Origin of the sequence: Mycolicibacterium novocastrense (assembly GCF_001570485.1) — a bacterium.
GTDB classification, from domain to species: Bacteria; Actinomycetota; Actinomycetes; order Mycobacteriales; family Mycobacteriaceae; genus Mycobacterium; species Mycobacterium novocastrense.
Map to the genome: position 1 here is coordinate 56,571 of NZ_BCTA01000026.1, position 25,621 is coordinate 82,191.

21 protein-coding genes are annotated in these 25,621 nt (G+C 67.7%); 16 read left to right on the top strand and 5 right to left on the bottom strand.

Features of this window, described 5'->3' with window-relative positions; genetic code table 11:
• The first annotated feature begins 290 nt into the window (after nt 1-290).
• Nucleotides 291-1,022, top strand: coding sequence for a helix-turn-helix domain-containing protein (locus tag RMCN_RS08650; RefSeq protein ID WP_067388406.1), 732 nt, complete (start codon nt 291-293; stop codon nt 1,020-1,022).
• A 9-nt stretch (nt 1,023-1,031) separates the two neighbouring features.
• On the opposite strand, the gene RMCN_RS08655 is transcribed toward RMCN_RS08650, so the two are convergent.
• Nucleotides 1,032-2,345 carry a MinD/ParA family ATP-binding protein gene (locus tag RMCN_RS08655; RefSeq protein ID WP_067388408.1) on the bottom strand — a complete coding sequence of 438 codons (1,314 nt, stop codon included), beginning with the start codon at nt 2,343-2,345 and terminating at the stop codon, nt 1,032-1,034.
• A gap of 503 nt (nt 2,346-2,848) precedes the next feature.
• Between RMCN_RS08655 and RMCN_RS08660 the strand changes: the two genes are divergently transcribed.
• From RMCN_RS08660 to eccD, 13 genes are all read left to right on the top strand, one after another.
• Nucleotides 2,849-3,175 carry a type VII secretion target gene (locus tag RMCN_RS08660; protein ID WP_067388410.1) on the top strand — a complete coding sequence of 109 codons (327 nt, stop codon included), beginning with the start codon at nt 2,849-2,851 and terminating at the stop codon, nt 3,173-3,175.
• 56 nt (nt 3,176-3,231) lie between these two features.
• Entirely contained in the window at nt 3,232-4,011 is a 780-nt protein-coding gene (locus RMCN_RS08665; protein WP_110765800.1) for an ESX secretion-associated protein EspG, read from the top strand.
• Complete coding sequence (locus tag RMCN_RS08670) at nt 4,004-4,483, top strand: secretion protein EspD (RefSeq protein ID WP_067388414.1); 480 nt, start codon at nt 4,004-4,006, stop codon at nt 4,481-4,483. The genes RMCN_RS08665 and RMCN_RS08670 overlap by 8 nt, the downstream gene beginning before the upstream one ends.
• Nucleotides 4,476-6,197: a type VII secretion AAA-ATPase EccA gene (gene eccA / locus RMCN_RS08675; protein ID WP_067388772.1), complete on the top strand. Its 1,722-nt coding sequence runs from the start codon at nt 4,476-4,478 to the stop codon at nt 6,195-6,197. The genes RMCN_RS08670 and eccA overlap by 8 nt, the downstream gene beginning before the upstream one ends.
• A gap of 2 nt (nt 6,198-6,199) precedes the next feature.
• A complete protein-coding gene (gene eccB / locus RMCN_RS08680; protein WP_067388416.1) occupies nt 6,200-7,675 on the top strand; it encodes a type VII secretion protein EccB in 1,476 nt (491 codons plus the stop codon).
• The gene (gene eccCa, locus RMCN_RS08685; RefSeq protein ID WP_067388418.1) at nt 7,672-9,903 is read left to right on the top strand and encodes a type VII secretion protein EccCa; all 2,232 of its coding nucleotides are present in this window, start codon (nt 7,672-7,674) and stop codon (nt 9,901-9,903) included. The genes eccB and eccCa overlap by 4 nt, the downstream gene beginning before the upstream one ends.
• Nucleotides 9,900-11,657 carry a type VII secretion protein EccCb gene (eccCb, locus tag RMCN_RS08690; protein WP_067388420.1) on the top strand — a complete coding sequence of 586 codons (1,758 nt, stop codon included), beginning with the start codon at nt 9,900-9,902 and terminating at the stop codon, nt 11,655-11,657. The genes eccCa and eccCb overlap by 4 nt, the downstream gene beginning before the upstream one ends.
• Before the next feature lie 167 nt (nt 11,658-11,824).
• On the top strand, nt 11,825-12,118 hold the full coding sequence (locus tag RMCN_RS08695) for a PE family protein (protein WP_064401019.1): 294 nt from the start codon (nt 11,825-11,827) through the stop codon (nt 12,116-12,118).
• Nucleotides 12,119-12,165: 47 nt separating this feature from the next.
• A complete protein-coding gene (locus RMCN_RS08700) occupies nt 12,166-13,464 on the top strand; it encodes a PPE family protein (RefSeq protein ID WP_067388422.1) in 1,299 nt (432 codons plus the stop codon).
• Nucleotides 13,465-13,549: 85 nt separating this feature from the next.
• Nucleotides 13,550-13,849 carry a WXG100 family type VII secretion target gene (locus tag RMCN_RS08705; protein ID WP_064412997.1) on the top strand — a complete coding sequence of 100 codons (300 nt, stop codon included), beginning with the start codon at nt 13,550-13,552 and terminating at the stop codon, nt 13,847-13,849.
• A gap of 27 nt (nt 13,850-13,876) precedes the next feature.
• Nucleotides 13,877-14,176, top strand: a complete 300-nt coding sequence (locus tag RMCN_RS08710) for a WXG100 family type VII secretion target (RefSeq protein WP_064412998.1) — start codon at nt 13,877-13,879, stop codon at nt 14,174-14,176.
• Between the two features lie 83 nt (nt 14,177-14,259).
• Entirely contained in the window at nt 14,260-15,657 is a 1,398-nt protein-coding gene (locus RMCN_RS08715) for a MinD/ParA family ATP-binding protein (protein ID WP_067388425.1), read from the top strand.
• The gene (gene eccD / locus RMCN_RS08720; RefSeq protein ID WP_067388427.1) at nt 15,654-17,180 is read left to right on the top strand and encodes a type VII secretion integral membrane protein EccD; all 1,527 of its coding nucleotides are present in this window, start codon (nt 15,654-15,656) and stop codon (nt 17,178-17,180) included. Before RMCN_RS08715 ends, eccD begins: the two co-directional genes overlap by 4 nt.
• 10 nt (nt 17,181-17,190) lie before the next feature.
• Here the strand turns inward: eccD and RMCN_RS31950 are convergent, their stop codons facing one another.
• The 4 genes from RMCN_RS31950 to RMCN_RS08740 form a co-directional block, all read right to left on the bottom strand.
• Nucleotides 17,191-19,215 carry a serine/threonine-protein kinase gene (locus RMCN_RS31950; RefSeq protein ID WP_067388429.1) on the bottom strand — a complete coding sequence of 675 codons (2,025 nt, stop codon included), beginning with the start codon at nt 19,213-19,215 and terminating at the stop codon, nt 17,191-17,193.
• A 71-nt stretch (nt 19,216-19,286) separates the two neighbouring features.
• Nucleotides 19,287-20,573: a DUF7373 family lipoprotein gene (locus RMCN_RS08730; RefSeq protein ID WP_084377284.1), complete on the bottom strand. Its 1,287-nt coding sequence runs from the start codon at nt 20,571-20,573 to the stop codon at nt 19,287-19,289.
• Nucleotides 20,574-20,657: 84 nt separating this feature from the next.
• The gene (locus RMCN_RS08735; RefSeq protein WP_064413003.1) at nt 20,658-21,392 is read right to left on the bottom strand and encodes a sensor domain-containing protein; all 735 of its coding nucleotides are present in this window, start codon (nt 21,390-21,392) and stop codon (nt 20,658-20,660) included.
• Between the two features lie 30 nt (nt 21,393-21,422).
• Nucleotides 21,423-22,598, bottom strand: coding sequence for a sensor domain-containing protein (locus tag RMCN_RS08740; protein WP_084377286.1), 1,176 nt, complete (start codon nt 22,596-22,598; stop codon nt 21,423-21,425).
• A gap of 284 nt (nt 22,599-22,882) precedes the next feature.
• Here RMCN_RS08740 and RMCN_RS08745 point away from each other — a divergent pair, with 284 nt between their 5' ends.
• Together RMCN_RS08745 and RMCN_RS08750 are read left to right on the top strand one after the other, a co-directional pair.
• A complete protein-coding gene (locus RMCN_RS08745) occupies nt 22,883-24,049 on the top strand; it encodes an FHA domain-containing protein (RefSeq protein WP_067388434.1) in 1,167 nt (388 codons plus the stop codon).
• Between the two features lie 90 nt (nt 24,050-24,139).
• Nucleotides 24,140-25,618 (top strand): neutral zinc metallopeptidase, encoded by a 1,479-nt coding sequence (locus RMCN_RS08750; protein ID WP_067388436.1) that lies wholly within the window; start codon nt 24,140-24,142, stop codon nt 25,616-25,618.
• Nucleotides 25,619-25,621: the final 3 nt, after the last annotated feature.

The window sequence follows — 25,621 nt, forward strand, 5'->3', positions numbered from 1 at the left end:
TGTGTGCGGCCCGTCGGCTGCGATGCCGAAAACGTAGCGCACAAACCGTAGCGACGCAACAGTTAAAGTCGGCCGCGCTGCGCCACGGTGCATAGACGATGCGCTGACCAGCCAATAACGCGGCAGAACGCCACTGGAAAGACGTAGCGCGGGCCGCCGCAGACAGGCTGGAACCGCAGCGTCGATACGATTTTCCAGCCGCCACGCCGCCCCAAGCCGTAGCGCGCAACATAACGGGGGATACGATTACGGCGACTTCTCATCCCCGCCATCGAGGACCCGCCGCGCCCATGACCAATCCGGAGTCGATCGACGGATCGACCGAGGCGCTCGATCCCGGCATGGTTCGAGCGGGCGCGGCCGCCGCGGCCCGACGTCGCGAACTCAACATCAGCCAACGCAGCCTCGCGGCGGACGGCATCATCAACGCCGGTGCCCTGATCGCCTTCGAGAAGGGCCGAAGCTGGCCGCGGCAGCGGACTCGAGCAAAGCTCGAAGAAGTGCTGCGGTGGCCGCCCGGCACGATCGCCGGGCTCCGCCGGGGAGAACCGGTCGGCGAGGGGCAGCGGCCCGCGGGGACGCCGCGCAGCGACGAGGTGCCGTTGATCGCCGAGGCGGTGATCACCGCCGCGAGGACGTTCGACTCGGCCATCGCGGCGCTACCGGAATCCTCGGATCCCGAGTTCGGCGCCAAGGCGGCGAAGATCCTGGCCGACCTGCGTCAGCTGGAGGCAGTGGCGGCGCGGGCGGCGCGGATCGGCAGGGTGACTCCGCCGCTGATCAAGGCGTTGAGCGCGGTGCGGACGCGCTACGACGAGCTGATGCTGCGCGCGGCGCGATCCGCGGGCGCGACACTCGGTCAGCGCCTCTACGCCGCCCGACGCCGGGCGAACCTCACCATCGCCGAAACCGCCCAGGCGGCAGGGGTTTCCGACGACGACATCGCGCACGCCGAGGCAGGAGAGCAGATTCCCGCGGTGGCCGCCGAGGCGATCGCCGCACTGGTCGACGAGCTCAGTTGAGCCGGCGAATCAGAAGCGTTCGCGGCTGCGGTCGTCGCTGGTGGGGAAGTGCTCGGCCAGCGCTGCGGCGATCTCGAGAAACCGCCGCCGGGTCTTGACAGACATCTCCGATGTGCCGTTGATGACACCGCCTGGTCGAAGATGCCCGTCGAACGGAACCTCGATGACTCTTTGACCCTGACCCGAAAACTGTTGGGCCAGAATCGAACGCGTGCGCTTGTCGGCGTGCCCGTCGGAGTCGTTGAGCACGATCACCGTGCGCTGCAGGAGTCGCGTCAGCCCCCGCGCGGCCAACCAGTCCAGTGTCTGGCCTGCCACGGCCGCGCCGTCGACCCACGGTGAGGACACCACGACCATGGCGTCCAGATCGCGAAGCACCTCCTGGGTGACCGGGGAGTCCATCGTCGAACTGCAGTCGATGATCGAGATCGTGAAGTAGCGGTCCAGCCGAGAGGTGGCTTCCCGGTAGATCGCCGGGTCGAGCACGCGGCGGCGCGCGGGCGTGCCTTCACCGGCGAGCACGAACAGCCCGGCGGCGTTGTTTCCGACTCGGCTGCGGACGTCGGCGAAGGTCTCCAGATGCTGGTCGGAGGCCAGTTCCCAGTACGAGCCCGGCGCCTTGGGGTCGACGCGACTGCCCAGCTTGCCGAACGCGGTGTCGGCGTCGATCGCGACGACCCGGTCGTCCTGGCGTATCTCGGCGAATACGGAGCCGATGCTCGCCGAGACGGTCGTCTTACCGACCCCGCCCTTGCCCATCACACCGATCTTGTAGTGACCCCGCAGCGCGCCGCGAATCTTCGCCTCCAACTCGGCCTGGCGCACCTCGTCCGGCCCCGGCCCGAGGTTCAGGTGTCCGAAGGTGGCGCGGTAGAGGGCGAACCGCCACCCACGGGTGGGCGCGGGCTTACGCGGAGGCACCAGTTCGTCGGGCCTGATCCGTTCGGCGTAGGAGCCCGTCGGTTGCGGGACTGCGGCCTGGCCTTGCGGGCCGGGTCCCGGCCAACCGGCAGTGGTCGGCTGGCCGGGCTGCTGCGGAGGGCGAGGCGGCGGCTGCTGCTGTCTGGTCGGATGGCCCCACATCCGTGGGTCGGGGCGCGGCGCGGCAGGCACCGGCCCGGTGTCGCGGAGAGAGTCCGGAGGCGGGCCGAATTGGGACGGCTGTTCGCGGAAACTGGCGCGCGGCGCCTCCGGATCCGGAAAACCCGGTGGCGGCGGCTGCGCCGGCTCGGGTTCGGACGCCGGTGGCGGCGGCTCCGGCTCGGACTCATCGGGGCTCGCCCAGCCGAGTTCTTTCCGCAATGCGTCATCGCGCTCGCTCAATGCGATCTCCTCAAAGAAGTTGTCGGTCGGTCCCCGGGCTCAAGTATCAACCACGGTCCCAGATACCCCTCGTCTGCTCTCTCAGCTAACACCGGCCGAGATTCGCGGTGACCCCTCGCGAGCCGACGTTTGAGCGACCGAGCTGCCGTCGCACGCGCTTGCCGGGGGAAGCGGCTGCTCGCGGCTTCAGCACGGCTGAACGGTGACCAAGCGCATCAACACAGTTAGCTGTAACCGGCATAGGCACGCTTATGCCGCTGGGATGGAACCCTGCACATTAACTGGGATGCGCTGTGCGCGACCGTGGACGGACCCCGAGGAGCCGAAAATTGGTGACTTTGGGGGTGCTCAACCGCTGGTACGCTAGCTCGCGGCGACGGGGCCTGCGTATTCGGTTCCGGCCTTGTGACGGGGTTCGCGGCAAAAGGCTCTCGGTCTGTGCGCAAACGGGCGGTGCCGGCAGATGCTTGTCACCGCACGACGAAGGGAAGGGGTGAACGGCGATGTCCGATGACGATCTGCGGGTCTCCGCCGCGCACCTCGACGATCTGGCCGCCCGGCATGACCGCACGGCCACCGACACGCTGGCGATGAGTCGTATCGCCGACGACCTGCCGGCGGCGATCGCGAACACCCACGGCACGATCGCGGCGCCGACCGCCGGTGCGCTCGATGCCGTCCTGACCTCGCGAGACCACGCGGGCGTCGCGGCCGCGGAATCGTCGACCGCGCTGTCTGACGAGCTGACCGACGCCGCCGCCCGCTACGACCGGGCCGATGAGGCGGCGGCCTCGACGCTGAGCACCCAAATGCGGACGGATCAGCCGTGAGCGCGGAAGCCACGCACATCGACGACGTCGTGGGCGTCGAGGTGACCATCGACGGCATGCTGGTCATCGCCGACCGGCTTGGCCTGATGGAATTCCCCACCGCGTTGGGCATCCGTCCCAACATCCCCCAGCCCGAACTGCGCGACCGCGTGTGGGACCAAGTCGCCCGCGACCTGTCCGCGCAGGGTGTGCTCGACGTGTTCGGTCATCCGCACCCGGAGGTGGCGGCGATGGTCGACACGTTGAGCCGGGCGGACCGCACGTTGGAAGCTCGCTGGTGGCGCCGCGACGTCGGCGGCAAGCTGATCAGGTTCGTGGTCTGTCGCAAGGGAGACCGCCATGTCGTCGCGGCCCGTGACGGCGACATGCTTGTGTTGCAGCGAGTGGCTCCCCAGGTCGGTTTGGCCGGCATGGTAGCGACGGTGCTGGGCACCGCGACACCAGCCGACGTCGAACCGCTGACGGGCGTGGCAAGCAAACTCGCCGCGTGCCGCGACGCAAACCAGATCGCCGCCTACGGAATCGGGCCCTCGTCGGCCCGCGCGTACGCCGAGATCATCGCCGACCCGGCGAGCTGGGCGGAGATCACCGCGATCGAGCGCCATCCCGGCGGCACGTTCACCGCAGCCGGCGTCGCGGCGGGCGTGCTCGACTCCAAGTACGGGCGGATCGTGTCGATTCCCCGGCGGGTCAGCGGTGAACTGTACGGCAGCTTACTGCCCGGCAGCACCGACAACCTGCAGCGCGCACTTGACGGATTGATCGAATTCCTGCCGTCGCGAACGTGGTTCGAGCACGCCACGCTCGATCCCGCGGAGGCTTCGCACGGTGGATGAGACGTCCGAACGCCATCCCGACGACGAGCGCGACGACTTGGCCGCGCTCGATTTCAGCCCGCCGGTCGTATCCGATGACTCCGTGCTCGATGCACTGGATGTCTACGGCCCGGCCGGAACCGGCGGCGCCGAACCCCCGGTGCCCGTCGTCACCGTGACCAATCCGCCGGGAACCGTCTCCGTCAGCGCCTTCCTCGACGGCCGGATCAGTCGAATCGAGCTGTCGCCGAAGGCAAGCGGGCTGACGGAAGCCAAGCTCGCCGAAGAGGTCGTCGTCATCGCGGGGTTCGCCAGTCAAGACGCGAAGAGCGCGCAGTACGTCAGCATGCTCGAGGGCATGCGCCAACAGGGCCACGACGACGCGGCGACCCGCGACTTCCTCACCCGTGATCTCGGCCTTCCGAGCCCGGAACAAGCCCGCGCCGAGCGCACCCGCGTGTTCACGACAAGATATGCCGGTGACCATGACTGAGCACCTCTCCAGCCTGTTCGGAAGCGCGGTCGGCATGTTGGCCAGCACCCCCGCGCGCGCATTCGAGATCTTCACGGAGATCACCACTTTCGACGAATCGGCCTGTGATGCGTGGGTGGGTCGCATCCGTTGCGGCGACACCGACCGGGTCACGTTGTTCCGCGCGTGGTACTCGCGGGCCAACTTCGGTCAGCTCGCCGGCTCGGCCGAGATCTCGATGAACAGCCTCAACGCGCGGGTGCCGATCGGCGGGCCGTTCGGCGACATCACCTACCCGGTGAATTCGCCGCTGGCCATCACCATGGGTTTCGCCGCCAACGAGGCGTCGATCGGCAACTACGCCGACGCGATGGAGGCTCTCGAAGACGCCCCGGCCGCCGGGGCCGAGCACCTGGTGTCCTGGATCAGGGCCGTGATCTACGCCGCCGCCGCGCGCTGGACCGATGTGATCGAACAGGTCCGCGGCGCCGCGGCGTGGCCGGACAAGTTCCTCGCCGCGGCCGCCGGCGTGGCGCACGGCGTCGCGGCGGCCAACCTCGGGCTGTTCACCGAGGCCGAACGACGGCTCACCGAGTCCAACTCCTCACCGGCGGGGGAGGCGTGTGCACCGGCCATCGCGTGGTTCCTGGCGATGACCCGCCGGAGCCAGGGCAACGAAGAGTCGGCGGTCGCGCTGCTGGAGTGGTTGCAGGCCACCCATCCCGACCCCAAAGTCGTTGAAGCGCTCCGTGATCCGTCATACCGGCTCACCACGACGACCGCGGAGCTGATCGCGGCGCGCAGGGATCCGTGGGATCCGGGCAGCGTCGAGGCCGACACGACCGGTCGGGACCGGTTGCTCGCCGACGCGCAAGCCGAACTCGATCGCCAGATCGGGTTGACGCGGGTGAAGGAGCAGATCGAGGCCTACCGCGCCGCGACGCAGATGGCCAAGATCCGCGCGGCGCGCGGTATGAAGGTCGCGCAGACGTCGAAGCACATGATCTTCGCGGGACCGCCCGGCACGGGGAAGACAACGATCGCTCGCGTCGTCGCCAATATCCTGGCGGGGCTTGGCGTCACCGCCGAACCCAAACTCGTGGAATCCTCCCGCAAGGACTTCGTCGCCGAGTACGAAGGGCAGTCGGCCGTCAAGACCAGCCGCACCATCGACCGCGCCCTCGGCGGCGTGTTGTTCATCGACGAGGCCTACACCCTGGTGCAGGAACGCGACGGCCGTGCCGACCCGTTCGGCACCGAGGCGCTGGACACGCTGCTCGCCCGGATGGAGAACGACCGGGACAGGCTGGTGGTGATCATTGCCGGCTACAGCGCCGACATCGACCGCCTTCTGGAATCGAACGACGGTCTGCGCTCGAGATTCGCCACCCGTATCGAGTTCGACTCGTACACCCCCGACGAGATCGTCGAGATCGCCGAAGTCATTGCCCGCGCGAATGATTCGTCGTTGGATGAGCAGGCCGCCAAGCAGGTGCTCGAGGCCGCCACCCTGCTGAGCAGCCGCACACTGAACGGCAAACCCGCGCTCGACATCGCGGGCAACGGCCGCTACGCCCGCCAGCTGGTCGAGGCCGGCGAACAGAACCGTGACATGCGGCTGGCCCGTTCGCTCGACATCGACAGCCTCGGCGACGAACAACTCAGCGAGATCAACGGTGAGGACATGGCCGCCGCCATCGGCGCGGTGCACGCACGTCTGAGCATCGGCGACTAGACATGGCGGGATTCCGGCTCACCACCAAGGTGCAGGTCAGCGGTTGGCGCTTCCTGCTGCGCCGCGTCGAGCACGCGATCGTGCGCCGGGACACCCGGATGTTCGACGACCCGTTGCAGTTCTACAGCCGCGCCGTGTCCGCGGGCGTGGTCATCGCGGTGCTCATCTGCCTGGGCGCCGCCCTGCTGGCGTACTTCAAACCGCTCGGGAAGCAAGGGAACGACACGCTTCTCGTCGATCGCAGCACCAACCAGCTCTACGTGATGCTCCCGGGTAGCGGTCAGTTGCGGCCGGTGTACAACCTGACGTCGGCGCGACTCGTCCTCGGCAACGCCGGAACCCCGGTGGCGGTGAAATCCGACGAGTTGAACCGCATGCCGAAGGGGCAGTCGATCGGGATCCCCGGCGCGCCCTACGCAACGCCGGTCGGCGCCGCGAACTCGATGTGGACACTGTGCGACACCGTCACCAAGCCGCAGAGCGTGGCGCCGAACCTGGAGTCGTCGATCATCGTGCGGCCCCTGGTCGCCGATGCCTCGGTCGCCCCGATGCGCCCCGACCAGGGCATGTTGGTCTCCTACGAGAACGACACGTGGCTGGTGACCGAAAGCGGCAGACACGACATCGATCTCGCTGATCGCGCGCTCACCTCGGCGGTCGGCATCCCGGTGACGGCGAGGGCGACGCCGATCTCGCGGGGCCTGTTCAACGCGCTTCCCAACGCGGGTCCGTGGCGTCTTCCCGACATCCCGTCCTTCGGGGCCCCCAATTCGGTCGGGCTGCCGCCCAACCTCGTGGTGGGCGCGGTGTTCAAGGCGTTGACCGAGGACGGTGAACAGCATTTCGTGGTGCTGCCCGACGGTGTCGCGCAGATCAACGACACCACCGCCGCTGCGCTGCGCGCGACGAATTCGTTCGGGCTCGTCACACCGCCGTCGGTGGAGGCCAGTGTGGTCGCGCGGATCCCCGAACACGTCTTCGCCTCACCACTACCCGACAGACCCTTGGAGATCCTGCTGCGCGATGACGCCCCGACGTTGTGCTGGGCGTGGCAGCGGGAGCCCGGTGATCAGGCGCCGAAGACGACGGTGATCGCGGGGCGGCGACTGCCCATCCCACCATCGGCGATGGGCACCGGGATCAAGCAGATCGGCGGTGATGCAACGGTTTACATCGATGGCGGTCAGTATATCCAGTTGCAGTCGCCCGATCCGCGGTACGGCGAGAGCCTCTACTACATCGACCCCCAAGGTGTGCGGTACGGGCTGCCGAACGAGGACACCGGCAAGACGCTCGGGCTGACCGGTCCGACCACCGCGCCGTGGCAGGTGGTGGGACGTCTGGTGGACGGTCCGGTGCTGTCGCAAGAGGCGGCACTGATCGAACACGACACCCTGCCCCCGAACCCCAACCCGCGAAAGATCGGTGGCGACTCAACTGCGCAACCGGCCGCGGCCCCGTCCGGAGGCGGCGGATGACCACCAAGAAGTTCACCCCGATCATCAAGCGCGGACCGCGGCTGACACCGGGTGAGATCAACGTCGCACCGCCCGAAGACCTGGGCGTCGAGATCCCGCCATCGGGCATCCAGAAGGCGCTGCCGTGGGTGATGGGCGGCGGCATGCTCGGCATGATCGCGATCATGATCTTCACCGGCATCCGGCAGCTCTCGCCGTACATGCTGATGATGCCGTTGATGATGATCATGGCGACCGTCGGGTTCATGGCAGGGGGCGGCCCCGGCGGCAAACGCGTTCCCGAAATCAATGCCGACCGTAAGGAATATCTCCGCTACCTGGCCGGGCTCCGCACGCGGGTCACCTCGTCGGCGGCCGCTCAGGTGACGTTCTTCAACTATCACGCGCCGCACCCAGAGGATCTGCTGTCGCTCATCGGTGGCAACCGCCAGTGGTCCCGGCAGACCAACGCCGACTTCTTCGCCGCGACCCGAATCGGACTGGGCACGGAGCCTGCGGTCGACCGACTGCTCAAGCCCGCCGTCGGCGGAGAACTGGCGGGTCCGCAGGGCGCGCCGCAGCCGCACCTGGAACCCGTGAGCCACATGTGGGTGACGAAGTTCCTGCGCACCCACGGACTCATCCATGACTGCCCGAAACTCCTGCAGCTGCGCACGTTTCCGACCATCGCCATCGGCGGCGATCCCGACGGCGCGGCGGGTCTGCTCACGGCCATGGTCTGTCACCTCGCGGTGTTCCACCCGCCGGACCTCCTGCAGATGCGGGTGCTCATCGACAATCCCGAAGACCCGAACTGGTCCTGGCTCAAGTGGTTACCGCATCTGCAGCATCAGACCGACACGGACGCCGCGGGTCCCACCCGCATGATCTTCACCCGGCCCGACGGCCTGAGCGACCTGACCGCACGCGGCCCCCACACCGCCGATGCGGCGCCGAGCGGACCCTATGTCGTCGTCTTCGACCTCACGGGCGGCAAGGCCGGCTTCCCGGTCGACGGCCGGGCCGGCGTCACCGTCATCACGCTCGGCAACCACCGAGGATCGGCGTACCGCATCCGCGTGGCGGCCGACGGCACCGCCGACGATCGGCTGCCCAATCAGACCTTCCGGCCGATCACCTCGAGGGTCGACCACTTGACGTCGGACCAGGCCGCCCGCATCGCGCGCAAGCTGGCGGGTTGGTCGATCACCGGCACGATCATCGACAAGAGCGTCCGCGTGCACAAGAAGGTCGCCACCGAGTGGCATCAACTGGTCGGGGCACAGTCGATCGAGGAGGTGACCCCGGCACGGTGGCGCATGTTCAGCGACACCGACCGCGACCGGTTGCGCATCCCGTTCGGCCATGAACTCAAGACCGGCGACATCATGTACCTCGACATCAAGGAGGGCGCCGAGTTCGGCGCCGGCCCGCACGGGATGCTCATCGGCACAACGGGTTCCGGGAAGTCGGAGTTCCTTCGCACCCTGATCCTCTCGCTGGCCGCCACCCACCACCCCGACCAGGTGAACCTGCTGCTCACCGACTTCAAGGGCGGCTCGACATTCCTGGGTATGGAAAAGCTGCCGCACACCGCCGCCGTCGTGACGAACATGGAAGAGGAAGCCGAGCTGGTCAGCCGCATGGGCGAGGTGCTCAGCGGAGAGCTGGACCGCAGGCAGTCCATCCTGCGCCAGGCCGGTATGCAGGTCGGCGCGGCCGGTGCGCTGTCCGGCGTCGCCGAGTACGAGAAGCATCGCGAACGCGGCGCCGACCTACCGCCGCTGCCAACCCTTTTCGTCGTCGTCGACGAGTTCGCCGAGCTGCTGCAGAACCATCCCGACTTCATCGCACTGTTCGACCGGATCTGCCGGGTGGGCCGCTCGCTGCGGGTGCACCTGCTGCTGGCGACGCAGTCGCTGAACACCGGCGGTGTGCGCATCGACAAGCTCGAACCCAACCTCACGTACCGGATCGCGTTGCGCACGACCAGTTCCGCCGAATCGAAAGCCGTGATCGGCACGCCGGAGGCGCAGTACATCACGAACAAAGAGAGCGGCGTGGGCTTCCTTCGCGTCGGCATGGAGGACCCCGTCAAGTTCCACAGCGTCTACACCGGTGTCAACTATGTCCCCACATCGGGGCGACAGGACGACGGGGAAGTGAGGCCGCAGGCCAGACGGCCGAGCCGGCCGCGGATCCGTCCTTTCACCGCGGCGCCGATCCCGGAGACGGCGGTGAGGTCATGAGCATCGAACCGGACCAGCGGGTGCTCCGCGAGGTGGTGCTGGACCAGCTCACCACCGGCGAAGCCCGCGCCTATCGGATGTGGTTGCCGCCGTTGGCCGATCCGACACCGGTCAACGAACTGATCGCCAACGACCACCAGCGCCAGCCGCTGCGCTTCGGCCTGGGCATCATGGACGAACCGCGCCGGCACCGCCAGGAGGTGTGGGGCATCGACACCTCGTCGGCCGGCGGCAACATCGCCGTCGGCGGTGCACCACAGACCGGCAAGTCCACCTTCCTGCAGACGCTGATCCTGTCGGCGGCCGCGACGCATACGCCCCGGCAGGTCCAGTTCTACTGTGTCGACCTCGGCGGCGGCGGGCTGCTCTACCTCGAGGACCTGCCGCATGTCGGCGGCGTCGCGACACGCTCGGAGCCCGACCGGGTCAACCGGGTCGTCGCCGAGATGAAAGGCGTTCTGCGGCAACGCGAAGCGATGTTCAAACAGTACCGCGTCGGATCGATGGCGGCGTATCGCGAGATGCGCGACGATGCGAACCACCCGTTGGCGGCCGATCCGTTCGGCGACGTGTTCCTGGTCATCGACGGGTGGCCGGCGTTCGTCGCGGAGTTCGGCGACCTCGAGGCCGTCGTGCAGGATCTCGCCGGCCAGGGCCTGCAATTCGGTGTGCACACGGTGATCTCCACGCCGCGCTGGACGGAGCTCAAAGCACGCGTGCGCGACTACCTGGGCACGAAGATCGAGTTCCGGTTGGGCGATGTCAATGAGACCCAGATCGACCGCATCACCCGCGAGATACCGGCCAACCGACCGGGCCGTGCGGTGTCGATGGAGAAGCACCACTTGATGATCGGGGTGCCCCGCCTCGACGGTGTGCACAGCGCCGACAACCTCGTCACCGCCATGTCCGACGCGGTTCAGGTGATCGCAGCGCGGCACACCGACCAGGCGCCCAAGGTGCGCGTCCTGCCCGAGCGCATCTACCTGCACCACCTGGATCCCAACCCGCCCGGCCCGGACGCCGACTACCGCACCCGGTGGACGATCCCGCTGGGACTGCGCGAATCCGACATGGGTGTCGCCTACAACCAGATGCACACCACTCCGCACATGTTGATCTTCGGTGGCCCCAAGTCGGGTAAAACCCGGATCGCACATGCTGTCGCACAAGCGATTTGCGCTCGCAACAGCCCGGACCAAGTTCGGTTCATGCTGGCCGACTACCGGTCCGGTCTGCTCGACGCGGTGCCGCAGTCGCATCTGCTGGCAGCGGGCGCCATCAACCGCAACAACGCGAGCCTGGAAGAGGCGATCAAGGCGTTCGCCATCAACCTGCAGCGCCGCCTTCCGCCTGCGGACCTCACCACGGCCCAGTTGCGCGCCCGGTCCTGGTGGAGCGGGCCGGATGTCGTGCTGCTGGTCGACGACTGGCACATGATCGTCGCCGCCAGCGGTGTGGTGCCGCCGATGGCTCCGTTGTTCCCGCTGTTGCCCGCGGCCGCCGATATCGGCCTGCACATCATCGTCACCTGCCAGATGAGTCAGGCGCACCGCGCCACCATGGACAAGTTCGTCGGAGCCGCGTACGGCGCCGGATCTCCGACGCTGTTCTTGTCGGGGGAGAAACAGGAGTTTCCCTCGAGTGAGGTCCGGCTCAAGCGCCGTCCCCCCGGCCAGGGATTTCTGGTCTCACCGGATGGGAAGGAGGTCATCCAGGCGGCTTATGTGGACCCCCCAGAAGAAGTTGTGTAACGAGCACCCCCGGACCGCCCTTAAGATGATTCGAGACGCGCCAGCAAATTCAGTGGCGATGCGATAGCAAAGAGGTCGGGGGACCGGTTCCTGGCTGGCGGACAGCGGTGTCCGAGTGTGCACAAGTTCATACGCATTGAATTCATGACCGACGAGGAGATCTGCAAATGGAACCGTTGATGCACAATCCTGGCGCCGTGGGAGTCGGGGCACAGGTGGTGGCTAACGGCACCCGGGGCCTCGCCGCGGGCACGACGGCGGGTGCTGCGGTGACCGCGCTGGTGCCGGCCGGTGCCGACGAAGTGTCGGCGCAGGCGGCGGTCGCGTTCGCCGCCGAGGGCGTGGAAACGCTGGCAATGAACACGTTCGCCCAGGAAGAGTTGGCTCGAATGGGCGCGGCCGTGATCGAGAGCGCCGGAATCTACACCGCCGTGGACGGCGCCAACGCCGCGACGTTCTGATCGCGGCAGCCACCCTTTTATTCGACGGACCAGGGAAGACCTAGACGATGTTCTGGCATGCCATGCCGCCAGAATTCAACACCGCCCGGTTGATGGCCGGCGCCGGAGCGGCGCCGATGCTGCAGGCCGCCGCGGGGTGGGAGGCGTTGGCGATCTCGCTGGAGACGCAGGCCGACGAACTGGCCGCGAGCCTGGTTTCCCTGACCTCGGTATGGAGCGGTGCGGCCAGTGAGCGGGTCGTGGCCGCCACGATGCCGATGGTCGCGTGGCTGCGGACCGTGTCCGCCCAGGCCCAGAAGCGCGCGCTGCAGGCGACCGCGCAGGCAAACTCCTACAGCCTCGCGATGGCCACCACGCCACCGCTCGCCGAGATCGAGCAGAACCACATCACCCACGCGGTGCTCGAAGCCACCAACTTCCTCGGCGTCAACACGGTCCCGATCGGCATCAACGAGTTCGACTACTTCGTCAGGATGTGGAACCAGGCAGCCGGGGCGATGGACGTCTACCAGGCCGAGACCGCCCTGAACCTGCTCTTCGAACCGATCATGCCACCGAAGCCGATCGTCATTCCCGGTGTGGCCGCCGCAGGCGCGGCCGCCGCGGTCGGGCACGCGGCGGCGTCGGCGCCGATGACCGCCATGCGGAACGCCGTGATCACCCAGGTGGGTGTGCAGGCCTCGATGGAGTCGGCGGTGCTGCAGGGAGGACGCGCGACCGCGCAGATCGGCATGTCGGCCCAGCAGGCCCAGGGTCAGGTCCAGAAATCGGAGAACCTCGCCCAGCGGGCGGCGAGCCCCAATCAGATGACACAGCAGGGCATGCAGATGGGCGTGCAGATGGCGTCGCAGCTGGGCTCGACGCTGGCGCAGGTGCCGCAGCAGGGCATGCAGATGGTCATGCAACCGGTGCAGCAGATGACCCAGCCGTTGCAGCAGGTCACGTCGCTGTTCACCCAGCTCGGCAGCAGTCTGGGCAGCGAGAAGACGCAGGTGGGTCTGGTCGGGGCCAGCCCGCTGTCGAATCATCCGCTCGCGGGCGGTTCCGGTGCGACCTCCGGCGCCGGCCTCGTGCGTGCCGCGTCGCTGCCCGGTGCCGGCGGGACGATGGCCCGCACCCCGTTGATGGCCGAACTCATCGGCCAGCCGACCACGGCGTCCGGCGGCGCGGGCGGCGCGGCAGGCGGAAACGGCGCGGGTCTCGCACCGGTCGGCGCAGGCGGTGGCGGTACCGGACCGATGGGGCACATGGGCCAGCGGGCAAGCAGCGGTGGCAGCAGGAACGGGTTGACGGCGCCGCGGGTCCTACCCCAGGACCTCGGCGAAGACGAGGACGACGACTGGTGATCGTCCACCAAGACTTCCCGGTCACCCGACCGGAAAGACTCGCCATCGATGGTGAGGACAGAGGAAGAGAGAAAGAGTATCCAGCATGGCAATGAATACCGACGTTGCTGTCCTCGCCAAGGAGGCAGCGAACTTCGAACGGATCAGTGGGGAACTGCAGGCCGTGATCCGCTACGTGGAGGCGACGGCCGGCTCCCTGCATGTCCAGATGCAGGGTGACGCCGGTACGGCAGCCCAGCACGCCCTGTTGCGTTTCCAGGAGGCGGCCGATCGTCAGGTCCAGACGCTGACCGACATCTCGGCCAACATCCACACCGCCGGCGTTCAGTATGCCGCGACCGACGACGACGGGGCATCCACGCTGTCGACGGCAATGCAGTTCTGACCCACTGACACGAACGGAGTACATGACATGACTGAGAAGGTTTACAACTACGCCGCGATCGACGGTTCGTCATCCGAGTTGAGCGCCGCCGTCGCCCAGACCGAAGGTCTGCTCACAGAGGGCAAGGGGTCCCTCACCGCACTGGCGGCCGTCTGGGGCGGCGCCAGCTCCGAGGCTTACCAGGCCGTCCAAATGCGTTGGGATACCGCATCGGCGGAGCTCAACGCCGCACTGAAGAATCTTGCCGCCACCATCCAGGAGGCCGGCGGCACCGGGGGAACCATGTTCCAGGCGGACAGGCTCATCGAGAGCTCGTTCGGAGCTTGACGCTGCACGCGGGTGGGCAAGCTCGTCCTTCGGGGGGTCTTGCCCACCTCGTGCGTTGAATCACTGACTGAAGAGAGGTACCCATGTCGGCAGACTATGACCGGCTTTTCCACTCCGCGGGAGACGCTGTCCAGACAGCCGACGACGACGTAGTGGATCGCGACGATGCCACCGGATCGAAGCCGTCCGCACCGGCGCCCGCAGCGACACCGCCGCCCATCGGCCAGGCTCCCGTCGAGATGACGGGGCCCACGGTGCCCGTCACACAGACCAAGGTGGGTCAGGCGCCGCCGCCGCAGCCGAACGAGATCACCACGCAGATGCCGGCCGCACGGTCGGCAACGCCTCCGCCACAACCGAATTCGATGATGAGGGTGCCGATGAGCGGTGCGCCGGCGGGCGCGCGGTTCGAGCAGGCGCGCTCGGCGCCGCCACAGATGCCGCGGCCGGCGACCGCCCCTGCACCCAGCCAGCATTTCGCAGAGCCCCAGCCCGAGACGAGCGGAGCCTTCGTAGCGCCGGCTCAGACATCGGCTGCCACCATCGGCAATCACCGCGCGATCGACGCCCTCTCCCATGTGGGGGTGAAGTCGGCGGTGAAGATGCCGTCACAGCGGGGCTGGCGGCACCTGCTCTACTTGCTGACGCGTATCAATCTCGGCCTGTCGCCGGATGAGCTCTACGAGATGGAGCTACACAGCCGAATACGGCGGAATGCCAGGGATTCCTACCAAATCGGGGTGTTCGGGCTCAAGGGTGGCGTCGGCAAGACCGCCGTGACCGTCGCCCTGGGTTCGGCGATGAGCAAGGTGCGGGGGGACCGGATCCTGGCCGTCGACGCCGATCCCGACGGCGGCAACCTCGCCGACCGTGCCGGACGCCAGTCCGCGGCCACCGTGGCGGATCTTCTCTCCGACAAGGATCTGGCGCGCTACAACGACATCCGCGCTTACACCAGCATGAACGCGGCGAACCTCGAGGTGCTCTCCAGCGAGGAGTACAGCGGAGCGCGTCGCGAGTTCAACGACGAGGACTGGAAGGGCGTGACGAACATCGTGTCGCGCTATTACAACCTCGTTCTCGCCGACTGCGGCGCGGGGCTGTTTCAGCCCGCTGCCCGCGGTGTCCTGTCGACGGTCTCGGGGTTGGTCATCGTCGCGAGTGCCTCCATCGACGGTGCGCGGCAGGCTGCGATGACCATGGACTGGTTGCGGCAGAACGGATACCAGGATCTGCTGAGCCGGTCGTGCGTGGTGATCAACCACACCGTGCCGGGTAAGCCGAACATCGACGTCGAAGACCTCGTCGCACAGTTCGAGCGCCATGTTCCACCGGGGCGGGTGGTCGTGTTGCCGTACGACAAGCACATCGCGGCGGGAACCGAGATTCAGCTGGACTTGCTGGGCAAGGCATTCCGTCGGCGCACCATCGAGTTGGCCGCCGCCCTGTCCGACGACTTCGACAGGCTCGAACGGCGGTGACCTCCACGGCCGCAGCACCATCCGCGTCGGGCGTCACGCCCGGGCGGCCGTCTACCACACGGGTCACGATCCTGACCGGCCGTCGCATGACCGATCTGGTGCTGCCCGCGGCGGCGCCCATCGAGACCTACATCGACGAGACGGTGGCCGTGTTGGCCGACCTTCTCGAGGACACCCCGAAGGACGTGCTCGGCGGCTTCGACTTCAAGGCGCAGGGGGTATGGGCCTTCGCGAGGCCCGGCGCTCCACCGTTGAAGTTCAACGAATCCCTGGACGACGCCGGGGTTGTCGACGGGTCGCTGCTGACGTTGGTGTCGGTCAGCCGCACCGAGCGTTATCGGCCCCTCGTCGAGGACGTCATCGACGCGATCGCCGTTCTGGACGAGTCGCCGGAGTTCGACCGGTCCGCGTTGAACCGCTTTGTCGGGGTGGCGATTCCGCTCGTGTCGATCGTCATGACCGTGATGGTGTTGCTGGCGTGGTCGCGGGCCGGACACGACTGGTGGTGGGCGGTCGCGCTCGGTGTGCTGGGGTTGGGTCTGCTCGGCGGCAGTGCGCTGGCGACCAACCGCTACCGCAACATCGACCTCGCGGAGAGCCTGCTGATTGCGGCGCTACCTACCCTTGCGGGGGCGGTGGCCCTGGCGGTGCCGTTACCGCGCGGCGCCGCCGGACTGGGTGCGCCGCAGATCGCGGGCGCCGCCGCGGTGGTGTTGTTGCTGACGCTGGCCACCCGGGGTGGGCCGCGCCGACGCGCGGAGTTGGCGTCGTTTCTGGCGGTGACGTCGATCGCGGCGACGGGGGCGGCGATCGCGTTCGGCTACGGCTGGCAGCACTGGGTGCCCGCTGGAGCGCTCGCGTTCGGTTTGATCGTGGTCACCAACGCGGCCAAACTGACCGTCGCGGTTGCCCGCATCGCGCTGCCACCGATACCCGCACCGGGTGAGACCGTTTCCAACGACGAACTGCTCGACCCGGTCGCGGCGTCCGGGAGCGAGGAGGAGTCGCCGACCTGGCAGGCCATCATCGCGTCGGTTCCCGATTCCGCTGCGCGCCTGCACGAGCGCAGCCAGTTGGCCAGGCGGCTGCTCATCGGGTTCATCGCGGCGGGAGCGCTGGTGCTGTCGGTCGGCGCGATCACCGTTGTGACACAAGGCCACTTCTTCGTGCACAGTATGATCGTCGCTGGGCTGACCGCGGTGATCTGTGGCTTCCGGTCTCGTCTCTACGCCGAAAGATGGTGTGCCTGGGCGTTGTTGACGGCTGTCGTGGCCATTCCGACTGGTGTGATGGTTCGGTTGTGCCTCTGGTATCCGGACAAGTCGTGGCTGGTGCTGGCCGTCTACGCGCTCGCGGGGACCATCGCGCTGATCGTCGTCGGGGCCACCGCGGGCGTGCACCGGATCTCGCCGGTCACCAAACGCATTCTCGAACTGCTCGACGGCGCGGCGATCGCGGCCGTGATCCCGATGCTGCTGTGGATCGCGGGCGTGTACGACCTGCTGCGCAATCTGCGCTTCTAGAAGCGCGAGATCATTGCACTTCGCGGGCCAGTGCCGGTGCGAAGTTGGCGTCGAGATACCGGCTTGCGAGGTAACCCCCGGCGCCGGTGAGCGCGGCGATGGTGTCGGCTTCATCCACCACGACCATCTTTCCCTGATAGCCGAGGAAAGGCCTGGGTAAGCCCTCGAACCCGCCTCCGCCGGCCCGGTTGTCGGTGCGGATGACCACGAGTACGTCGGTTTCGATGCGGTAGACACCGGTGGGGTCGGGCATGGGCCGCGTGTCGCCGGTGTCGGTTCCGGCGCGGACGAGCTCCTGGCTGTAGCGCAGTCCGAGCGCCTCGAGGTAGTCGGCGGCTGTGGACGGGGTCAGCATCTGCGACACCCCCGTATCCGCGTTGATCACTGCTGCGACGGATTTGCCGATCCACGATGGGTTCTGATTCTTCAGATCGTCCTGCTGCGAACGGATGTCGTTGATGAGTTCTCTGGCCTTCGCCTCGTAGCCGAGGATCTCACTGATCCAGACCAGCCGGTTCTGCCACGTCCATTGTTCGGCCGCTTGGTCTTTCGGCCTGGTCACCGTTGGCGCGATGGCGGCGAGTTTGTCGTAGGTGGCCTGGTCGATGGGGCCGGTGGCAATGATGGCGTCGGGCGCCGCGTCGGCGACCGCGGCGGTGTTGGTGAATCCGGTCAGCACGGTCGGATCACCGGTCAGTGCCGACTTCTCCCAGCTCGGCAGCGCGCTGGTCGAAGAGCCGATCACCACGGGTTGCACACCCAGGGACAGCACGGCATCGCCGTCACCGGGGCTCACCGCTGCCACCCGTTGCGGACGAGAGGTGAGTTCGGTGGCGCCGTATTGGTGGGTGAATGTCTGTGCCTGGTAGGCCGGTTCGTCCGGCCCGCGATCCCACAGCACCACACCGGTGACGCTTGCGGCGACAACGAGCACCGCGACGGCGGCGGCGATGAAAGCCCTTTTTCGGCGGCGACTGAGTCGGCCGCCTCCACGTCCGCGCTGCGCGGGGTGTATCGGTGGTGGGTGCTGTGGTGGCGCCCAACCGCTCGGATAGGTGATCGCATCCGAAGCGCGCGGCGGCCCACCGGGCGTCGGGTACCCCGGCGGTGGGCCGATCGGCTGACCACCGGTGGGGACCGGTGGCCCCCACTCGGCCGGCGGTCGCGTGGGGGCTGGTGTGGTCCTCAATTGCACGGTTGTGTCGTCGAGGGCCGCGGCGGCGGCCGCTGCGAGGTCGCCGGCGTTCTGGAAGCGGTGGTTCGGATCCTTGGCCATCGCTTTGGCGATGACCGCGTCGATCGCCGGCGGCGCGTGGGGTATCCGGTCGGTGACCTTCGGAGGCGGCGCCGACAGGTGGCCGGCCACCGTCGCCCCGACGTCGGCGCCCGGGCGGGCGAACGGGGTTTGACCGGTGAGCATCGTGTACAGGCTGCAACCCAGGGCGTAGATGTCGGCGCGGTGGTCGGCGCGTTCGCCGGTGAGGGTTTCAGGTGCGGCGTAGGCGATCGAGGCCATCACCATACCGGTCTGCGTCAGCCCCGCCGCCTCATCGCTACGCTTGGCTATTCCGAAGTCTGCCAGGAAGATTCGTTGATCGTTGGCCGCCAGCAGAAAGTTCGCGGGCTTGACGTCACGGTGGAGTAAGCCGCGCTGGTGGGCATAGTCGAGCGCGTCGGCCACCGCTGCGGTGATGCGCAGCGCGCGCGCCGGCGTCATGCGTCCGGCCTTCAGCTCGCGGTGCGCATCGCTGCCATCGACGTACTGCATGGCGATCCACAGGTGTCCATCGGGGGTTTCGCCACGGTTGTAGACCGACACGATGTGGGGGTGATCCAGTGTTGCGGCCAACTCGGCCTCGCGAAGAAACCGGTCGCGAAAGTGCTTGTCCAAAGACAGGTCTGACGACAACACCTTGAGAGCGTCCGAGCGTGGCAGGGTGGGGTGGGCGGCGCGATATACCGTGCCCATACCGCCCCTGCCGAGAACCGCTTCGATACGGTAACCGGCCACTGTTGAGCCCACGCCGAGCGCCATCTGTATGTTCCCTCGCTATGTTCGGTTCAGCGTATTCTCCGGCCGTGGACCGGTCGCTGGAGCCGGCCCGCTCACGCGGCCGTCAGCATGACGTATTGCGCGGCGGTCAACTGATGAGCATCGGTCGGCTGCGGTGAGGCCGCTTCGATGACATACCGGTCGGCGACTGCGAAGCACGTGACGTAGGTGCTGAGTTGCGCCTCGCGCCGGATGCAGCGCGAATCGGGCATGTTCGGGACGGATGCGACCGCCTGGCCTTTCGCGTCTGTCAACTCGGTCGCGAACTGCTCGAGCATGTTGGCAGCCGATTGCTCGTCGCGGACGCGGTACACCGCGGCTCTACCCCTGGACCACACATCCATTCCGGTGTCGGCGAACAACTCCGCCGAAGTCTGCGGGAACGTCTGGAAGTGCGGAGCGGCGTGCGGACCGTAGGTCTGGTTCACACCGGGAGGCGGGTTCTCCTTGATTTCTGGAACCGTACGCGCCAAGACTCCGCTCGCATCCACCGGGAGATTGGCGAGCTCCGATACTGCGGTAGGTGTGAACGCGTCGATCGCTGCGATCTGCTGATCCAGCGTCTTGGCGACCATGTCGGCGGTCGGGTCCACCCCGTCAGGGGATTCCGCCGACTGAACGAGCACGAACGGCCCGTGCGCCGTATAGGCGTTGACGTTGGTTTCCATGATGGGTGAACCCAATTGAGGGAGGTCGTACGTGGAGGCGCGAGTCTCGGGGTGCTCGCGCACGGAGACGGGTCGGGCTTGGGGCACGTAGTCCATGAGGTCGGGCTGCAATGTGATGTCGCCGAACTCGGCGGCCGCGGCTGCGGCTGCCTGGGGATCGGGGAACCGCAACACCGCGTTGACGAGGCTTGCGCGGTCGGGCTCGGTGCGCCGGGCCGAGCTGAAACCCGTGACGAAGTTGTGCTTTGCCGCGGCCGCCGCGACCTTTTCGGGCAGCAGCATCTTGAGCGCCGCAACGTCTTTCACGATGCTGGTCGGCATGACAAAGTGCGAGAGTTCGGGGTTGACCTCCCACGGCCCGACGACGTGGTCGGCCATCCGCCCGGCCTCGATCAGCCCGCCCTTTGCCGGACTGCCTGCGACACCCATGGGAGGGACGGGTAGCGTGGCGTAATTGCCGGTGTCGAGCAGAGCCACGTCGACCGAGGGCCCCGATGATTCCCCCGGTGGCCGCTGCGCCGTTCCGTCCACCACGGCGGTGCACGCTGTGGCGGTCAGCAGCGCAGCCACCAGGCCCGCGCCGAACGCCGCACGGCGCGACCGATGCGCCAGTAGCGCGCTGAAGGTGGCACTGGATGGGCCCGCTGTCGGTCGGTGCGGGAAGAACCTCATAAGCCGTACATTAGCGGCACATGTGCCGTACGACGCGCTCGATCGCCTCACTGCGACCGACCGCTGCGGTATGCGGTGACGAGGCTACGACGGCACTTTGGCCAGTATGCGATCGGTGAGCGTGTTGGCCGGGGCCGTGCTGTCACCGTCGGTGCAGACGACGACATCGACAAGCACGTTGGCCCGGTGTGCGACCACGTGGTGACAGTTGCGTGGCAGCCCGTCGCGCTGGAAGGTCGTGCCGATGCGGTCGGGCCCGGTGGTGACCGGATAGGGCACCCAACGCTGGACGTTGTCGGGGCCGAGCTCGATGAAGAAGATGTCGCCGTCGGGGCAGTTGCGCCATTCGTGTTCGATGATCCACATCGCCTCACCTTGACCCGTGATGTCGGCGGGGTTTTCGAAGACGGCAACCATCTGTGTGACCGCCTGTCCCTGCGTACCGCGATTGGCATTGCCCACCACGGTCGGCTTCTTCGCCCAGACCCCGGTCTCGCCGGCCAACGCGCGCGATCGGCACGGCCACGGCTCGATGTCCACGTTCGACCGCTGCGCCTCGGTGTAGGCCTGCGTTTCGACGAGATCGGTGTCGCCGATGATGGCGCCGAGTTCGCTGCGTTTGAGCAGCAAGTCGCCTCCCGCTGCCGCCGGCACCAGCGTCGGTGTCGGCGTGGCGGTAGTCGTCGAGGGGGTCGCTGGCGCCGATTGCGTTGTCGGCACGGGGCTTTCGGCCCGTCCGGCATCCCCGTCGACGGTAGCCGAGCACCCGGCCAACACCACGACCGCACACACGGCCACACCGGCGTGGATGGATCCCATTGCTGCGTTCCCTTCAGATCATCGGTCGGGTTATGGCGCCGGGGCGATCTTGTCTGCGATCGCTCTTGCGATCGAGAGCCCCGCGCTGCCGACGGTCGGCGAGCACGCACGGACATCGACGACCACGTTGCCCCGCACGGTCATATCGCGCTCACACTGCTGACCGGCGGTCTTCGAGGTCGTGGGAATGATCATCACCGACAGGATGTCGCCGGTGAACGCCGGGACGCCGATGTCGGCCTCGGTGACACCGCCGTACTCGTACCTGATGTGTTCGGATTTGCAGACATTCCACGCAACACCTTGTGCGATGTAGAACTCCTTGGCCGAGGTCGTATCGGGGAACGAGACGACGGCCTGCACGACCTTGTGCGTCGGGTCGGCGTTTATCCCCTGCACGGCCACGCCGGTGAAACCCGATCCGCGGTAGGTGACCTCGTAGGCGGGACCCCATGCGCCGGTGCAGCGTTCAGGCGTGGCGGCGCCGGGCAGCAGTCGGTGTACGACCGGCCCGGCTGCCATGCCGGGGGCGTTCATCCGTTGGCTCACCTGCTCGGGGGGCAGCAGCAGTCCGGGCAGCGCTTCCACGGCGAGGACCGGCCCGGGTGGCGGTGGTGGCGGCGCAGCCGGGGGCTGCGGCGGCGCGGCGGTCGGGGTGGCAGGCACGGTGGTGGTGGGACCAGCGGGCACCTGCGCCGGACTGGTCGGGGGCCCGTCGTCGGAGGAGCTGTCGTTCCCGCCGCTGACCGCGACGAGCACGATGACCAGAACGACGACGAGGGCTGCGGCACCGCCGATGACCCACCAGCGATGCTTCGAAACCCGTTCCGCCAGTGTGGGTTTCACCACGGGATTGATGGCCGGCGGGCGCTGAAATGCGGCGGGTCCGGGCACCGGCTGCTGGTAGGGCGCAGCGTACCCGCCCGGTCCGGGCTGGTGGGGTGGCGCGGCCCAAGGCGTAGGCCCGGCCGGGCCCGACGAAACCGGCGGAGGACCGCTCGGAGGAGCGGACGACGGGGGTCGCTGCTGTGAGCGGAGGAATTGCGCTGCGTCCAAGGTGGTTTCCTCGTGGAAGCCGCGTGGCCTCGCCGGGGTGGGCCGGGTGGCCTCCTCCTCCGGCGGCGTCTGTGCCGGCGGGTTCTGACCGATCGGCCAGTCCGTCGTCTCCTCACCGCGAGGCCCGCTGTCCGGGTCGTTCGCGTTCATATCCGCCCCTCACCATTCGGTGTTCTGCGCCCACTACGTCGGTCGGTCCACACGGGCTGGGCCAACCCAAAAATCATCGCATGAACCATCGCACCGCCAGTGCACAAATTTCTCCGGCTCGGGTGCCCACTGCGAAGAATGGCGGCTTCAGCAGCGTGAACAGCGGGATACGATGGGCACACATCGTTGCTGGATTCGCGGCGAAACCATAGCGTCGAGGCGTCAAACGATCGCATTGGCGTCCCTTCGCTGACCACCCCCAGCGAGCTGTGCGAGGAGGCTTCATGGATGAGGGAAGACCAACGGTCCTCGGCGCGACAACCGGGGATCTGCCCTCCCTGGTGATCACGGTCGCCGGCAGCGACTACACCGCACACCCCGGTGATGGAGTGGTCACGATCGGGCGCGAATTACCCGCGCAGATCCGCGTCAGCGAGCCGGGGATCTCCCGCACGCATGTCCGGATCGAACCCGCAGGCGACCACTGGAACCTTGTCGACTGCGGTAGCAGAAACGGCACATATGTCGGAGGACAGCGCGTCGATTCCGTCGTCCTCGACCGCGAGGTCAGCGCATATCTGGGCAACCCCGAAGGCATCTTGGTTCGGGTGAGCCCTCGGCCGCGCACGCCAGCCGCCGGGACCGAGACGTTCGAAGGCCCGCCCACCGACGAGCAGGAACGCGACGACGCGGACGCCACCGAGCGCTCCACTGACGACCCAGCCGACGATCCCGGCGATCAACCCGATCCCGACATCGCGCGCGCAGGGGCCGCCGTGGCAGCGCGGCGTGAGGAACTGGGGCTGTCTCAGCGCAAACTCACCGACGACCACGTCATCAGCCAAAGCGTGCTGGTCAAGTTCGAGCGCGGCAGGCATTGGCCACGCGAACGCACTCGCGCCAAGATCGAGGAGTACTTGCATTGGGCGCCGGGGACACTCGCGCGGATCAGGGCGGGGGAGCCGGTTCCCGAGGAAGACACCACCGAGGCGATCACGCCGACCGTTCAGGTGGCGATTGCCATCGACGCGGCCGACATCGCGCTGCGCGGAATCTATGCGCGGGCCGCGCTGCTGCCCATGGGCGACGACCCGCGTTTCGCCGGTGAAGCGGCCGCGCTGCTGGCCGAACTGCGCCGCCTGGAGACATCGCTGACCAACGCCGCGCGGACCGCCACCGGCCGGCCCGAGCTGGCGATCACGCTGGGTGAGGTTCGGCGGGCGTACACCGATCTCGTGCGGCGCGCCGCGGCCGCCCCGACGGCGACACTCGGTCAGCGGCTCTACATGGCCCGCCACCATCGCCAGCTGACGGTGCAGGAAGCCGCCAATGCCGCCGGCGTATCGGCATCCGACGTCACCAATGCAGAGTCCGAAAGCGCGGTGCCTGATCCGGTCGCGGCGACCCTGCAGCGGTTCGTCGACATGCTCGAGCGGCCCGCAGAGCGGTGACGGGGCGTAGGCCGCCCAAATTGGTGTCGGGAGGCCCCTTCCAGCGCCGTTAGCATCAGATCGACAAGGCTGCAGGCCGAAAGGGAGGCCATGAGGGTTACCGGTGAAGCGCGGCGCGGTCGCCGTGGGTGGTTGCCGGCCGCGGTATTGGCCGCGGTCAGCGCCGTGGTGCTCTCCGGCTGCTCGGAGGTGAAGGGGCAGGCGGTGTCGAGCCTGTACAACCCCAACACCGTGGGCGGACTGACCGTCGCCGACGGCCCGAGCGGCCTGCGACCCGATGCGGGTGAGCCCACCGGTGAGGTCCGCTACAGCGATGACGGACCCGTGGACCGGATGGCGCTGTTGGCGGTCAACGATCTCGTCGAGTACTGGGAGAAGCACTACAGCGAGGCGCTGGACGGGACGTTCGAACCGGTCGAGAACCTCGCCTCTTACGACTCCGAGGACCCGCTCGGCCCGGTGTTGTGCGGTCAGATCCTCTACGAGTCACCCAACGCGTTCTTCTGCCCCCGCAGCGACCTGATCGCTTGGGACCGAGGGGTTTTGGTGCCCACCGGCCAGAAGTTCTTCGGCGACATGTCGGTTGCGGCGCTGATCGCCCACGAGTACGGCCACGCAGTGCAGAACATGGCAGGCCTGGTCGACCGCACCGTCCCCACCATTGTTCGCGAACAGCAAGCCGACTGCTTCGCCGGCAGCTACACCCGCTGGGTCGCCGAGGGATCGTCGCCACGCTTCCAGATGAACACGGGCGACGGGCTGAACAGGGTGCTCGCCGGCGTCATCACCATCCGCGACCCGATCCTGACCCCCGAGGACGTCGAGATGATCGAAGGCGGACACGGCACCGCGCTGGATCGTGTCAGCGCATTCCAAACGGGGTTCGTCGATGGCCTCTCAGCCTGCGCGGCAATCGATTTGGACTCGATCGAACAAAGTAGAGCCGGCCTGCCGATCGTTCTCGATGTCGATGACAGCGGCGCGCTGCAGACCGGTGAGGCTCCGCTCGACGAGGAGCTGATCAAGACGGTGATCGAGGCCCTCAACCTGCAGTTCACCCCCGCGCAGCCGCCCACGTTGTCGATGCAGCCGGCGCAGTCGTGTGCGGATGCCAAGGTGACCGAGCCGGTGTCGTATTGCCCTGCGACCAACACCATTTCGGTGGATCTGCCGAAACTGCAGGCATTGGGCACTCAAGCAGATACCGCGGAGGGCGTGCTCGTCCAGGGTGACAACACCGCGATCTCGGTGCTCACCTCTCGCTATGCGCTCGCGTTGCAACACCAGCGACAGGCCGACCTTGACTCGGCTGCGTCCGCCTTGAGGACCGCCTGCCTGACCGGGGTGGCGCAGCACGGGATGATCTCCGAGGTCGAGCTGCCGTCGGGCGCCACCATCATGTTGACCGCGGGCGACCTCGACGAGGCGGTCGCCGGGCTGTTGAACAACGGCTTGGCGGCAAGCGATGTCAACGGCAACACCGTCATGGCTGGCTTCACGCGCATCATGGCCTTCCGGTCGGGTCTGACGAAGCCAGACGCCGACGCCTGTTACACCCGCTTCCCGTGAATC